This is a genomic window from Flavobacterium sp. TN-1, assembly GCF_052828645.1.
In genome coordinates this window covers 2,684,913-2,697,796 of record NZ_CM128253.1, presented here as the reverse complement: position 1 = coordinate 2,697,796, position 12,884 = coordinate 2,684,913, and the positions used below count along the sequence as shown (strand labels likewise).

Below are 12,884 nucleotides of genomic sequence, written 5' to 3'. Positions count from 1 at the left end.
TTATAAAAAAACTAACTTTTGTCAGTTTTACTGAAATTTTAATCTTTATTTTTGAGATAGCTAACTAAATTAATTATGAATTTTGAAAGAAAAGATTTAACAAATGAAGTTTTATTAAACCTTTATAAACAATTACTAAAACCTCGATTGATTGAAGAAAAAATGTTGATTTTAATTCGTCAAGGAAAGGTCTCAAAGTGGTTTTCAGGTATAGGACAAGAGGCAATAGCGGTAGGGGTTACAGCAGCTCTTGATCAAGATGAATATATACTGCCTATGCACCGTAATTTGGGCGTTTTTACAACTAGAAAGATTCCTTTAAAAAGATTATTTTCTCAATGGCAAGGCAAATTAAATGGTTTTACAAAAGGAAGAGATCGCTCTTTTCATTTTGGAACCCAAGAATTTAAAATAATAGGCATGATTTCTCATTTAGGACCACAAATGGGAGTGGCCGATGGCATTGCATTAGCTAATAAATTAGCTAATAATAATAAAGTTACAGTTGTTTTTACTGGAGAAGGTGCTACTTCAGAAGGTGATTTTCATGAAGCATTAAATGTAGCATCTGTTTGGGAGTTACCTATTCTTTTTATCATAGAAAATAATGGCTATGGTCTTTCTACTCCTACAAATGAACAATATAAATGTAAAAATTTAGCAGACAGAGGAATAGCTTATGGAATGGAAAGTTATATAATAGACGGTAATAATGTTCTAGAAGTATACAATCTAATATCTGAACTAAAAAAATCAATGATTGAAAATCCTAGACCTGTTTTAATAGAGTGTAAAACTTTTAGAATGCGTGGACATGAGGAAGCTAGTGGTGTTAAATATGTACCAGAAGAATTAATACAACATTGGGCAGAAAAAGATCCAATTGAAAAGTATAGAAGGTATTTAAAAATAACAATGGTTCTTTCAGATGAAGAAGATGATATAATTCATAAAGAAATAAAAGAAGAAATTGATTTAGAATGGTCTAAAGTACAAGAAGAACCAGCTCTTATTGCTAGTTTAGAAAATGAACTAAATGATGTTTATGCTCCTTATCATTTTGAAAAAATAGATTCTAATGTAGAAATAGAAAATATTCGTATGATAGATGCTATTTCGCAAGCTTTAAAAGAATCCATGAAAAAACATTCTAATTTAATTCTTATGGGTCAAGATATAGCTGAATATGGAGGTGCCTTTAAGATTACAGAAGGATTTGTTAGTCAATTTGGAAAAGATAGGGTACGAAATACGCCTATTTGTGAAAGTATTATTCTTTCTACTGCAAACGGATTATCTATTAACGGATATAAAGCAGTTGTAGAGATGCAATTTGCAGATTTTGTTTCAACAGGCTTTAATCCGATCGTTAATTTGTTTGCAAAACAACATTATCGTTGGGGGGAAAAAGCAGATGTGGTAGTTCGTATGCCTTGTGGAGGTGGTACACAAGCAGGTCCTTTTCATTCACAAACAAATGAAGCATGGTTTACAAAAACACCAGGTTTAAAAGTTGTTTATCCTGCATTTCCCTATGATGCTAAAGGATTATTAAATACGGCTATTAATGATCCAAATCCTGTCCTTTTTTTTGAACATAAAATGCTTTATCGTTCTATTTATCAAGATGTGCCAAATGATTATTATACATTACCATTTGGTAAAGCTTCACTTATAAAAGAGGGCAATAATGTAACTATTATTAGTTTTGGTGCAGGTGTACACTGGGCCTTAGATACATTAAATAACAATCCAGATATATCAGCTGATTTAATTGATTTAAAAACACTTCAGCCTCTAGATTTAGAAACGATTTACAAATCAGTAAAGAAAACAAATAGAGCTATTATATTACAAGAAGACACTCTTTTTGGTGGTATAGCAAGTGATATTTCGGCATTAATTATGGAAAATTGCTTTAAATATTTAGATGCTCCAGTTTATAGAGTAGGGAGTTTAGAAACCCCAATTCCTTTTATGAAATCATTAGAAGATCAATATTTACCCCAAATACGTTTTGAAAAAGAATTAAAAAAACTTTTAAATTATTAACCTTTTTCTAAATCATTAATATAGATAGAAACATTAAATAAAAAATATAAAACCTAGACCTATGTATAATATTATTTTATATCATAAATTGTATTTTTATTATATAATAAAAAATCATTCTTCGTAAATTTGACACTTTTATAAATTTATAATAATAAAATGAGCAAAGAAATAAGAAACCTTGAACCAAAAGCTCTTTGGAACAAATTTGCCGATCTGAATTCGGTACCTCGTCCTTCTAAAAAAGAAGAAAGAGTGATTGCTTTTATGATGGATTTTGGACAAAAATTAGGTCTAGAAACTATAAAAGATGAAGTAGGTAATGTAATTATTAAAAAGCCTGCGACAGTAGGAATGGAAAACAAAAAAACCATAGTAATGCAATCGCATTTAGATATGGTTTGTCAAAAAAATAATGATACTATTTTTGATTTCGATACACAAGGAATTGAAATGTATGTTGATGGTGATTGGGTAAGAGCTAAAGGAACCACGCTCGGAGCAGATAATGGTCTAGGTGTAGCTACCATCATGGCAATATTAGAAAGCACTGATATAACACATCCAGCTATAGAAGCCTTATTTACTATTGATGAAGAAACAGGTATGACAGGTGCTTTAGGTTTAAAGGGAGGTTTGTTATCAGGTGAAATTCTTTTGAATTTAGATACAGAAGAAGATGACGAAATTGATATTGGATGTGCTGGTGGAGTAGATGTAACGGCTGAACGTGAGTATAATGAAGAAGAAACTCCCGAAGGTTCTGTAGGTTACACAATTACTGTAAAAGGATTACAGGGGGGGCACTCAGGGATGGATATTCATAGAGGATTAGGAAATGCTAACAAAATTATGAATCGTTTATTATTTGATGGCTTTGAAAATTTTGGTCTCCAAATTTCTGAAATCAATGGTGGAAGTTTACGAAATGCAATTCCGCGTGAAAGCGTAGCAAAAGTAATTATTGCAGGAATGTATGATGAAGCTTTTGTTTTTGATATGCAAGAAATAATTAATGATATAAAATCTGAATATAAGACGATGGAACCCCATCTTCAAATCTTGATTGAAAAATCAGATTTACCAGCAAATGTAATGGATTTAGGGGTTCAAGAAGGTTTATTACGCGCCATCTACACAGCTCACAACGGAGTATATCGTATGAGTCCTGATATGGTTGATTTAGTAGAAACGTCAAATAATATCGCAAGAGTAGTTGTAAAAGAAGGACAAATATCAATTCAAAATTTAACACGTTCCTCTGTAGAAAGTTCTAAATTTGATTTAGCTAACTCTTTACGTTCAGCATTTGAATTATTTGGTTGTGAAGTTACTTTTTCAGGTTCATATCCAGGTTGGACACCTAATATCAATTCTGAAATATTGGATGTATTGACTTCTATATATGAAAAACAAAACGGTTCAAAACCTAACGTAGTGGCTTGCCATGCAGGATTAGAATGTGGTATCTTAGGAACTAATTATCCAGAAATGGATATGATTTCTTTTGGTCCTACGATCAAAGGAGCTCATAGTCCTGATGAAAGAGCTAGTATTTCTTCTGCTCAAAAATATTGGAAATTTGTTTTAGAAATTTTACAAAATATTCCTCAAAAGTAAAAAATAAAGAAAGTTTTTTAAATGGCAATTTGTCATTTAAACTCAAGAAAGTTCGAATGAAACAAACAGGCGAAGCACAAATTACATAGTACTTAATGTGACTTCTCCTGTCATCGAACTGACCAACTAAATCTAGTTCTTTTTATACATGTCTTTTTAGAAAATTTTCTAAAGTTGGTTATAATTTTTTGTTTATCTACTATGTTTCCACCTTTTATGAGTCCACATATAATATTCAGGAGCTTCATAAATTTGCTCTTCTACTCTCTTAATAAAATTTTCAGAAATTTGAAAATTTGGGACAGAATTGACCTGTTCTGTTAAAATTTCAAAAGTCGCTTGATAAAAACCTCTTTTTATTTTTTTTACCCTTAAAAAGATAATATTCATATCAAATCGTTTAGCTAACATTTCTGCTCCAATATGTATAGGAGCTTCTTTACCCATAAATTTGTACCAGTGCATATTACTGGATGCTTTAGGAGTCTGATCACTTATAAAAGCATAAGCGGATAGTATATTTTTTTTGTTATTATTTTCTATAACTTTTGAAGTTTCTTTAGTACTAATTAATGTTGCATTAAATTTAGAACGAATTTTTTTTACTAACTTGTCAAAATAAGGATTTTTAATTTTTTTATATACACCAAAACCTTCAAACTTAATATATTTATTCATGGCTATTATCCATTCATAACTTGCATAATGAGCTAACATAATAATTACACTTTTTTGTTGTATTTCCAATTTATTATAAATCTCTAAATTGGTAAACTGATACCTTTTATCCATTTCTTCTTCTGAAATACTTAGTGTTTTTATCATTTCTAAAAACATATCACACAAATGTCTATATGATTTTTTTTCTATAGATAATCGTTCTTTAAAAGATAAATTAGGAAAAGCAATTGTTAAATTACGACGTACCGTTTTTTTTCTATAGCCTATGAGATAATAAATAATAAAATAAATACCATCAGACAATAGATATAACAACTTAAAAGGGAGTATAGATATAAACCAAATTATAGGATATAAAAGTAAATAAACGACTAATTGCATTTGAATATTTTAAGGCAAATATAACTTATTAAATTTATTTAATAAAGTATTTCATTCTTTAACTATTATTTATAAAATGTAGTATATTGCTCATAAAAAGGAGTTCTATGAATTTTATATTATTATCTCTAATAGGTATTACCGTTTTCATAAGCTATAAAGGCTTTACAGATTATTATTTTTCTAGTCAATACGAATTTAATATTGGGAAAATTCGTTCAGGAGAACAAATAAGAATGTTTACATCTGGTTTTTTACATGGTGATTGGGGACATTTATTTTTTAATATGTTTACACTTTATATGTTTGGAAATATTGTAATTAATTATCTAGGTTCTTATATATTTTTAATAATTTATTTTATTAGTTTATTGTCAGGTAGTTTGTTATCTATCGTTTATCATAAGAATAATTTTAATTATAGGGCTAGAGGAGCTTCTGGAGCCGTAGTAGGTATAGTATATGCTGCTATTTTATTAAACCCTGAAATGAATTTATATCTTTTTTTTATTCCATTCCCAATTTCAGCTTATATTTTTGGTATTGGTTATTTATTATATTCCATTTATGGTATGAAAGTTCAAAATGACAATATAGGACATGAAGCACATTTTGGAGGCGCATTAGGAGGGTTAATAACTACAATATTAATAGAACCTACTATTTTAATTACAAGTTTTAAAATGATTTTTATATTAATTATTCCTATAATTATACTTTTTTTCCTAACAAAAATGAAAAAAATATAATGGCATAGATTTTGTAATCTTTAAAAAAATAATTATCTAATTAAAATCATATACAAATGAAAAAATTAATCACTTCTTTATTATTTTTAATAACTTTTATGATACAAGCACAAGAATTTAAACAACAAACTCCACAAATAAATGTTTCTGGAGAAGGTAAAATAAAAGTAGTCCCAGATCAATGTTTAATTACTTTAGGAGTTGAAAATACAGCTAAAGACGCAGCAACTGCAAAAAAAACGAATGATGACATAATAGATAAACTCATTCAATATATAAAAGGATATAATATTCTTTCTTCTGATTATCAAACAGCGGAAGTAAGTCTTAATAAAAATTATGACTACGAAAAAAAGAAATATAATTTTCATGCTAGTCAAACGATAACTATTTTGTTAAAAGACATAAAAAAATATAATGATTTCATGTTAGGAATTACTGATACAGGAATCACGAATATAAGAGGTGTTGAGTTTAAAACTTCTAAATTAGAAGAATTAGAGAAACAAGCTCGTAAAAAAGCAATGTTTAATGCAAAGCAAAAAGCAGAAGATTTTGTATCTGCTTTAGGACAAAAAGTAGGAAAACTTCTTTTAGTAACAGATAATACATCAAATTATTACCAACAAGAACCTATGATGTATAAATCAGCAGGCATGTTAGAAACTTTAAAAGATACTCCTAATAAAGAAATTTTGGCAGTAGGAGAAATGACTGTAATTGTAAACGTACAAGTTGGATTTGTTATAGAATAAATTAAAAATAAATAAGCTGTCTGAAAAGTAATATAAAAAAATAAATTTTTGTAAATATCTTTTCCGACAGTTTTTTTTATAAAAATGAAGTTAGAAAATATAGGTATAGTACTTTCTGGAGGTGGGAGTAAAGGTTTGGCTCATGCAGGAGTCTTACATTTTTTAGAAGAAAATAAAATAAAACCTAATAGTATTTCAGGAACTAGTGTAGGAGCCATAATTGCAGCTCTATATGCTATAGGAAAATCACCTCTTGAAATTTTAGAGTTTTTTAGATCAATTTATTTCTTTCATTGGAAACATTTTACATTTTCTAAAGCAGGTTTAATAGATGGAAATGCTTTTGAATCTTATTTTTATAAAATTTTTAAAGATTTAAAAATAGGAGATTTACCTATTGAAATACAGATAACTGCAACAGATTTAATAAAAGGAGAATTAAAAGTTTTTAATGAAAAAACTCGTGTCGTAGATGCTATTTTAGCATCATCCTCATTTCCTGGTGTTTTTTCACCTTATGAATTTGAAGGGAATTTATACAGTGATGGAGGGATTTTAAATCATTTCCCAACAGATTTATTAAAAGGAAAATGTGATTATTGTATAGGAGTTTATGTAAGTCCTATACAAAAAATTGAATCTAAAGATCTTACTTCTATTAGATCTGTGACAGCTCGTGCTTTTGATTTGCTTTTTGGTAATTCTAGCACTCACAAATTTGCTAATTGTAATTGGCTTATTCAGCCAGAAGAATTATCTAAATTTGGTACTTTTGAAACAAATAAATCAAAAATGAAAGAAATTTTTTCTATAGGATATAAAGAAGCTCAAAAAACATTTTTAAAAAATGAATTTGACTTTTAATTAATTTTTAGTTTTCCTCTCATTTTTAAAAATAATAAAGCTATATTGAAAGCTAAATTTCCTGAAGTTAATATTTCAGGATTTTTTATTTTATAAGTAGAAAACAATTCTTCAAGAGAAAATATTTTAGAATTTAAATCTAAAATTCTTGTTTCCATAACCTCTACATCTAATAAATTATTTTTTATACGACCGCTATGTAATTTTGATAAATATTCATTCAAAATTTCTACATCATAATGTATACGGTGTCCAACAAGTGTAGCATTACCTATAAAATGTATAAAAGCTTCAATAGCTTGTGCTTCTTCATAAGTTAATTCTTTAGAGTTTAGAATTTTATCTTTTTCTAATTGAATTTCTAAACTTTGCTCAACTATAATTTGATTATTTTCAATAACAACAGCTCCTATTGAAATAATTTTATCTTTTGAAGGATTTAATCCCGTTGTTTCAATATATAAAGCTACTTTTTTTATAGAAGGGCTTTCTAATTGAAGTAAATAATTTTTCCAAAAATCTGGATATTCTTTTCCTAAATGTTTTAACCAATCGAGCATATTATGAAAATTGTGTTAATTGAAAGGTGTCTTTTACTATTTCTTCTAAATCTTTTAATACAAAAAGAGATTCTTTTAAACGTTCTTTTTCTATTTTAGGTAAATGTTCTATATCTATATATTCTCCTGTATTATCGTTTTTATAACCTTCTAAAATTCTATATTTAGATAATAATAAAAAGGTTTCTGATGCTTGACGATAAACTTCTGCATTGTCAATATCTCTTATTACTAGTTCTTTGTATCTAGAATATGTGTTATTAATTCCTTTTAATTCAAACTGTATAGATAATAAACGCGCAATATCTATTATTTGATTAAGGCTTTTTTCTTTTACATTAAATTTACCATGATAGGGTCCTGAATCTTCTTCATTAAATTTTTTAAAGAAATTTAATGGAGCTGGTTTTTTAAGTGCATCATTTCCTAAATAATCTAGAAATAAAGTTTTATTTTTTATTTTTGAAATAGTATCAGTTATTAATGTTTCAAAACTTTGATCTCCATATACAAATTCATAATCAAAGAAAATAGCACAATGTTCATTTGTAAATTCGCCTGGTGATTTAATCCAGTTTTCATATTGAATAATCCATTCATTTAATGGCTTACACCACTTTTCATTTGTTACAGAATTACCAAATTCACAATGTTTATAGCCTAATTTTTCAAGTGTTTCGGCTACTTTTTTAGCTAATTGACTAAAATAAAATCGAACATTTCTAGCTTGCTGAATATCTACATTGGCATAGATTAGCATATTATCATGATCTGTTAATAATAATTGTTCTTTTCTTCCTTGACTTCCTATACTTAAAAAAGCAAAAGGAACAGGAGGGGAGCCTAAATCTAAAATAGCTAATTGTATAGATCTATTAATGATAGCTAGTACAATTTCTCCTGCAACGTTATAAAGGTGTTGTAAAGGAATATTTTTAGTAAGAGCTTGTTGCATCATAGATGCCATAGATTTATAAACTGCTCTTAATTCAGATGAAGAATTGGCTCTTTTAGCTTCTTTTATTAATACACCAGGTGAATTAGCTTGTGCTTGTACTAAATCTTGTTGAGTTATGACTCCTTTTACCTGAGTATGTGGGGTTCCGTCTACAGTTACACATAAATGATGTACTTTGTGTGATAACATTACTAATTGGGCTTCTGATAATGAAACATTTTCAGTAACTGTTATTACAGGATAAGTCATAATTTTATCAATATGTGATTGAATAGCATTTTTACCTGTAGCTACTTTATATTTAAAATCAGAGTCTGTAACAATTCCTATAAGTTTATCATCTTCTATTATGAAGGCATTATCTAACATTTCATTAGTCATTAATAAGGCTACTTCTCTAATAGTTTGATCTCTTTTAACTAATAAAGGGGAATGGTTGTATGCTAATGTTTGTATAAAGGAAAAATCATTTTGAAATTCTGAAAGTTGTACATTATCAGCTATTAATTTTTTTTTGTCTTGATCAGTTGGATTATTTGAGTTTAGAGCAAAACTTTCTAATAAAAAATTTAAAACTTGTGAGTTTTGTATAACGAATGGTCTAATTCGATCAATAGGTATTGCAAATAAAATGGCTTCTTCATTTGATTTTGCTGTCATTTGATAATTATTTTTAGCAAAAAAAGGTCTTAATCCAAAAATATCTCCAGCATAACATTTATTTAATAATGTTTCTTCAGCATCTGATACTACAGTCAAATGAATAACACCTGAATTTATAACATAAAAAGAATCATGCAAAGGATCATTTATTTGAAAAAGTTTTTGTTTTTTCTCTAAATGAATAACTTTTACGTAGTATGCAATTTGTTCTAAATCTTCAAAAGATAAAAAATTAAATGGTTTAAAATCTTTTAAAAAATTAGCAATATTAGTAGCTATAGAATTTTTCATTTAATTTATCTAATTTTTAAAACTTTATTAATCATAAAAACACACTATTAGAACATCAAAGACTTTGCCAAAAATCAAATATATTTTAATAGTATTATCAAGAGTAAAAATAGAATATTTTTTATAGAAGCAAAAGGAAATGTTTAATTTTTCTATTTTACATAATATAAATTATAGTTCAAAATATTAGGTGTTTAAAAAATATTCATAATTAAACCCAAATTACGCATTAGAGAATTTTTAAAATAACTTTATTGATTCCCTAATCCTTTAATTTTTTAAAAACTAAAATTGATAAAAATTAAAACATTTTATTTCAATGAGTTATAAAAATTATTTTTTCTAATGCGTAATCTGGGTTAATTTTATTCTTTGATTTAAATATTTTCTGGATTTAATAAAAATGATTTATAAGAAATTTTTAAAATAGCTCAAGAGTAATTAATCAAATTATGAATTTTGGTTTTAATAATTGATTAATGACATTTCTGATAATATTATGGTTTAACATTTCTTTACAATAAAAATAGTTTATAGACTTAAAGCATGCAATCATCAAATTCTAGTGCCTTTTAAATTTAATCCAGTTAAATTATGATTCTAATATTCGTATGCTTATGAAATAAATTATTTAATTAATTATCTTGTTTATTTTCAAAACAGTAATAATCAACAATTATTTGGTAGAGTTGCTATACGTTAATTATATTTGTGAAAATAAAAATAGATGAACAAACTTAAAGAACGTTGGGGAATTAAATCTAATTATCAATTAGTAATTATTTTTATTGTATTTGCTATAAATGGTTCCTTATCAGCCAAAATTTCTGCTTATTTCATGCAATTTTTAGGATTAACCAAAGAAAATTTACATTGGAGTATTTATTATTTTTTATTATTTATTTTGGTATTGCCCCTCTACCCTTTTATGCTAATGTTTTTTGGTTGGCTTTTTGGTCAATCTATATTCTTTTTTCCATTTAGTAAAAAAATGTTAAAATCTATTGGACTCGGATTTATTTTTAAAGAAAACTAATTTTATTCTAGCTTAAAAACTTTGATTGTATATCAAAATTTCTTTTTCTATAGTAATTATCAAATTTTACTGCTTTAAGGTAATTCATAAAGTGTATTCTAAGAGCTATTATAAAATTCAAAAGGTTATTTTTATTTATTCTTAATAAGTAGATGCAATTTAAAAAAACACAATAGATTAAAGACTTCTTTTTATTTATTAAAACTTTTATTTCTTAATTTCTAAAAAAAAAGCTTAAAAGCACAAACATTTAATTCTAAATATTTAATTTTGTCGTTTATTTTATTAACTTCAAATATGAGCGCAACGCATCATCAAGATCTCCATAATAAATTTACTTTAGGTGGAATTCTTGTTACTTTAGGAATTATTTATGGTGACATCGGTACATCTCCTTTGTATGTAATGAAAGCTATTATTGGCAATCATGCTATTAGCCCCGATGTAATTTTAGGAGGAATTTCGGCCATTTTATGGACTCTTACCCTCCAGACGACTTTAAAATATGTAATTATGACACTATCTGCTGATAATAATGGCGAAGGTGGAATTTTTGCATTGTACGCATTAGTAAAACGAACGAAAGTTAGATGGTTAATCATACCTGCTATTGTAGGAGGATCTGCATTATTAGCTGATGGAATTATTACACCTCCTATATCTGTTTCCTCTGCTGTAGAAGGTTTAAAACTATATTTTCCTGAAATTAATACAGTTCCGATAGTAATAGCAATTTTAGTATTATTATTTTTAATTCAACAATTTGGAACAAGTTTAGTAGGTAAATTTTTTGCTCCTATGATGACTATTTGGTTTGGAATGTTAGCAATCTTAGGAATCATTCAAATTTCACAAAATTTTGATGTATTAAGAGCTATTAATCCATATTATGCAATTCATTTATTACAAATTCATCCAGAAGGATTTTATGTTTTAGGTTTTGTTTTTTTATGTACTACAGGTGCTGAAGCTTTGTACTCAGATATGGGACATTGTGGAAGACAAAATATAAGAATTAGCTGGATTTTTGTAAAAATTGCACTTTTATTAAATTATTTTGGCCAGGGAGCATATTTAATTAAACACCAAGGTGAAACTTTAAAAAGTATAAATCCTAATAATATAAATCCATTTTATTTAGTAATGCCAGATTGGTTTCAACCTTTTGGAATTTTAATAGCTACTTTGGCTGCTGTTATTGCTTCACAAGCTTTAATATCAGGTTCTTTTACACTTATTAATGAAGCAGTGCGATTAAATTTTTGGCCAAAAGTTAAAATTAAATATCCAACTGTATTAAAAGGACAATTGTATATTCCTTCAATCAATTGGTTATTATTAGCAGGTTGTATTGGGATTGTACTATATTTTAAAGAGTCAGGAAAAATGGAAGCCGCTTATGGTCTTGCCATTGTATTATGTATGATTATGACTACAATTTTATTAATGTACTATATGATTATGAAACGTATAGCCATTTATATCATAATCCCTATAATTTTATTTTATTTAGCTATAGAATTTAGTTTTTTAATTGCATGTCTAGATAAATTTGCACACGGAGGATATGTAACTCTTATCATTGCCTCATTATTAATATTTATTATGGGAGTTTGGTATAGAGCAAAACAAATTGGTAAAAATTATACAAAATTTGTAAAAGTTGATCATTATAAAAAAGTTTTAGCTGAATTGAGTCTTGATTTGTCAATTCCTAAATATGCAACTCACTTAGTATATATGACTAATGCAGGTCGTGTAGATGAAATTGAAGAAAAAGTAATGTATTCTATTTTACAAAAACGACCAAAAAGAGCTGATATTTACTGGTTTATACACGTTAATGTTACAAACGAACCTTATAAAAAAGAATATCGTGTAACTGAAATTATCAAAGATGATTTATACCGCATTGATTTTAATTTAGGATTTAGAGAACCAACTAAAATTAATTTAATGTTTAAAGAGGTAATTAAAGATATGGTAGAAAAAGGAGAAGTAGATATTACAAGTCGTTATGAATCTTTAAACAAAAATAAGATTATAGGAGACTTTAAATTTGTACTTTCTGAAAAATATCTTTCTAATGATAGTTTCTTGAATTTTACTGAAAAAATAATTATGAATACTTATTTCTTTCTAAAAAAATTCTCTTTATCAGAAGAAAGCGCTTTTGGATTAGATATAAGTTCTGTTAAAATTGAAAAATTCCCAATGGTTCTTCATGCTCCAGAAAAAATTAAATTAGAAAGAATTCATAAAGACAAAGAGTAA

Annotated in this window: 10 protein-coding genes; 7 read left to right on the top strand and 3 right to left on the bottom strand. The window is 26.9% G+C overall.

Annotated features, from left to right (window positions below; translation table 11 throughout):
• Positions 1-75 precede the first annotated feature (75 nt).
• Together ACUXZJ_RS12190 and ACUXZJ_RS12185 are read left to right on the top strand one after the other, a co-directional pair.
• Positions 76-2,052, top strand: a complete 1,977-nt coding sequence (locus ACUXZJ_RS12190; protein ID WP_063743900.1) for an alpha-ketoacid dehydrogenase subunit alpha/beta — start codon at positions 76-78, stop codon at positions 2,050-2,052.
• A gap of 159 nt (positions 2,053-2,211) precedes the next feature.
• Complete coding sequence (locus ACUXZJ_RS12185) at positions 2,212-3,672, top strand: aminoacyl-histidine dipeptidase (RefSeq protein ID WP_446195127.1); 1,461 nt, start codon at positions 2,212-2,214, stop codon at positions 3,670-3,672.
• Between the two features lie 192 nt (positions 3,673-3,864).
• On the opposite strand, the gene ACUXZJ_RS12180 is transcribed toward ACUXZJ_RS12185, so the two are convergent.
• Positions 3,865-4,734 (bottom strand): lysophospholipid acyltransferase family protein, encoded by an 870-nt coding sequence (locus tag ACUXZJ_RS12180; protein ID WP_060382222.1) that lies wholly within the window; start codon positions 4,732-4,734, stop codon positions 3,865-3,867.
• 107 nt (positions 4,735-4,841) lie between these two features.
• On the opposite strand from ACUXZJ_RS12180, the gene ACUXZJ_RS12175 reads away from it, so the two are divergent.
• From ACUXZJ_RS12175 to ACUXZJ_RS12165, 3 genes are all read left to right on the top strand, one after another.
• The gene (locus tag ACUXZJ_RS12175) at positions 4,842-5,483 is read left to right on the top strand and encodes a rhomboid family intramembrane serine protease (RefSeq protein WP_060382221.1); all 642 of its coding nucleotides are present in this window, start codon (positions 4,842-4,844) and stop codon (positions 5,481-5,483) included.
• 56 nt (positions 5,484-5,539) lie between these two features.
• The gene (locus ACUXZJ_RS12170) at positions 5,540-6,238 is read left to right on the top strand and encodes an SIMPL domain-containing protein (protein ID WP_060382220.1); all 699 of its coding nucleotides are present in this window, start codon (positions 5,540-5,542) and stop codon (positions 6,236-6,238) included.
• A gap of 84 nt (positions 6,239-6,322) precedes the next feature.
• Positions 6,323-7,102 (top strand): patatin-like phospholipase family protein, encoded by a 780-nt coding sequence (locus ACUXZJ_RS12165; RefSeq protein ID WP_060382219.1) that lies wholly within the window; start codon positions 6,323-6,325, stop codon positions 7,100-7,102.
• Here the strand turns inward: ACUXZJ_RS12165 and ACUXZJ_RS12160 are convergent.
• Complete coding sequence (locus ACUXZJ_RS12160) at positions 7,099-7,662, bottom strand: exonuclease domain-containing protein (RefSeq protein ID WP_063743901.1); 564 nt, start codon at positions 7,660-7,662, stop codon at positions 7,099-7,101. The genes ACUXZJ_RS12165 and ACUXZJ_RS12160 overlap by 4 nt on opposite strands.
• Before the next feature lies 1 nt (position 7,663).
• Positions 7,664-9,574: a DUF294 nucleotidyltransferase-like domain-containing protein gene (locus tag ACUXZJ_RS12155; protein ID WP_063743902.1), complete on the bottom strand. Its 1,911-nt coding sequence runs from the start codon at positions 9,572-9,574 to the stop codon at positions 7,664-7,666.
• 727 nt (positions 9,575-10,301) lie between these two features.
• Between ACUXZJ_RS12155 and ACUXZJ_RS12150 the strand changes: the two genes are divergently transcribed.
• On the top strand, positions 10,302-10,610 hold the full coding sequence (locus ACUXZJ_RS12150) for a DUF6787 family protein (RefSeq protein WP_060382216.1): 309 nt from the start codon (positions 10,302-10,304) through the stop codon (positions 10,608-10,610).
• A gap of 297 nt (positions 10,611-10,907) precedes the next feature.
• Positions 10,908-12,884, top strand: a complete 1,977-nt coding sequence (locus ACUXZJ_RS12145; RefSeq protein WP_060382215.1) for a KUP/HAK/KT family potassium transporter — start codon at positions 10,908-10,910, stop codon at positions 12,882-12,884.